This is a genomic window from Anabaena sp. CCY 9613 (assembly GCF_963920895.1).
Lineage (GTDB): Bacteria > Cyanobacteriota > Cyanobacteriia > Cyanobacteriales > Nostocaceae > Cyanocohniella.
On the sequence record NZ_CAWUDE010000045.1, the window covers coordinates 1 to 2,134 of the forward strand.

At 39.6% G+C, this 2,134-nt stretch carries 3 protein-coding genes; all 3 read left to right on the forward strand.

All coding sequences use genetic code 11. The annotated features are described in order from the left end of the window. Positions 1 to 699: ABC transporter substrate-binding protein (locus tag ACM0OT_RS23695; RefSeq protein WP_414566822.1), on the forward strand; the 699-nt coding region annotated here is incomplete at its 5' end. Further along, positions 699 to 1,760: an iron chelate uptake ABC transporter family permease subunit gene (locus ACM0OT_RS23700; RefSeq protein WP_414566823.1), complete on the forward strand. Its 1,062-nt coding sequence runs from the start codon at positions 699 to 701 to the stop codon at positions 1,758 to 1,760. The genes ACM0OT_RS23695 and ACM0OT_RS23700, both read left to right, overlap by 1 nt. A 37-nt stretch (positions 1,761 to 1,797) precedes the next feature. Next, positions 1,798 to 2,134: ATP-binding cassette domain-containing protein (locus tag ACM0OT_RS23705; RefSeq protein ID WP_414566824.1), on the forward strand; the 337-nt coding region annotated here is incomplete at its 3' end.

Genomic DNA, 2,134 nt, shown 5'->3' on the forward strand with positions numbered 1-2,134 from the left:
AGATTATTAGAATTAAACCCCGATTTGGTCACAACTTTCGGTACAGGTAATTCCCAAACTGATAGCTATTCTAAACTTACAGAAGTCGGGTTAAAAGTAGGAATTAATGCTGAGTATATGGAAGATACACCCTTGGGGAGAAGTGAATGGTTAAAGTTTACCGCTTTGTTTTTTAATCAAGAAGAACAAGCAGAAAAAATCTTCCAAAAAATTGCTGATAAATATGAAAAAATAGTACAAATAGCCAAATCTGTAACTAATTGTCCTACTGTATTTGTTGGCTTTAATTTTAAAGGTACTTGGTATATGCCTGGAGGCAATAGTTATGTAGCCAAATATCTCGCTGATGCTGGGGGAAACTATCTCTGGAGTGATGATCAATCTTTCGGTAGTTTACCTTTATCTGTTGAAGTTGTTGTACAACGTGCTAGCAATGCAGATTATTGGTTAAATTTTAGCCAATCTTGGCAGAGTGTTCAAGATTTACTCGCTGAAGATAACCGCTATGGTGATTTTCACGCTGTCCAAAATGGCAATCTTTATAATAATAATGCCCGTGTCAATGATAGTGGCGGTAATGATTACTGGGAAGGAGGAATGAGTAACCCAGATATTGTTTTGTCTGATTTAATTAAAATTTTACATCCAGAAATATTACTTGAACATCAATTGTTTTATTATCGTAGATTAGGGCAATAATGTTAAACGAAAAATATAAAGTTAATCATTCTTTATCCAAAACTATTATTTTCTCTATTTTATTTATCAGCTTTCTTTTTGCCTTTTTATTAGACTTGGCTTTAGGTTCAGTTCATATCCCTCTTCATGCAGTAATTAATATTTTGCTGGGACAAGAACCAGAAAGGATGACATGGACAAATATTATTCTCAAATTTCGATTACCTAAAGCTTTAACTGCAACTTTGGCGGGTACGGCTTTGGGTGTGAGTGGCTTACAAATGCAAACTTTATTTAGAAATCCTTTGGCTGGGCCTTTTGTGTTAGGAATTAGTTCGGGTGCAAGTTTGGGTGTGGCTTTAGTTGTGTTGACGGCTAGTGTGACGACACCTACATTATTAGCTGATTTAGGGATTATTAGTGATTTTGGTTTGGTTATCGCTGCTAGTTTTGGTGCTGCATCGGTTTTAGGATTGATGTTAGTTGTATCTCGGCGTGTGAAAGATACAATGACGCTGCTAATTTTAGGTTTGTTGTTTGGTTATGCTACGAGTGCTATTGTGAGTATTTTGCTGCAATTTAGCTCCCAAGAACGCATTCAAAGTTATATTATGTGGACTTTTGGTAGCTTTGCTGGGGTGACTGGTCAACAATTGTTGGTTTTAATTCCGGTGATAGTTGCAAGTTTATTAATAGCAGTGACGCAATCAAAGTCTTTGAATACGCTTTTACTTGGTGAGGCTTACGCGCGTAGTCTGGGGTTGACAGTGGAAAAAACTCGATTTTCGATTATTACTAGTGCATCTATTTTAGCTGGTGCGATTACTGCTTTTTGCGGCCCGATCGCTTTCTTGGGGGTGGCTATTCCTCATTTGTGTCGCAGTGTTTTTCATACTTCTGACCATCGGATTTTAATTCCTGGGGTGATGATGATGGGTGCGATTTTGGCTTTGATGGCTGATTTGTTGTCTCAGGTTTGGGGTGGTGCGATGGTTTTACCTTTGAATGCTGTGACTGCTTTGATAGGAACTCCGGTTGTGAGTTGGGTGATTTTGCGGCGTAATTCTCGTCGGGTTGTTTAAACGCAGAGGGACGCGGAGTGTTTTTGAGGTGGTGCTAATGAGTGATGGGATTTTGACGACTCATGATTTGACTATTGGTTATCGGGTGTCTGGGAAGCGGGTGAGATGTGTGGCTTGTGATATTAATGTGTCGTTACAGGCTGGAGAGGTTGTGTGTTTACTGGGGCCTAATGGTGCGGGTAAGTCTACTTTACTGCGATCGCTTGCGGGTATGCAACCACCAATTGCTGGTGAGGTGAGGTTATTGGGGGAAAATATCTCGGCTTTGTCGGCGCTAGATTTGGCTAAACGTCTGAGTTTGGTATTGACTGAGAAGGTGGATGTGGGAATGCTTTGTGCTTATACTTTGGTGAGTTTGGGGCGATATCCTTATA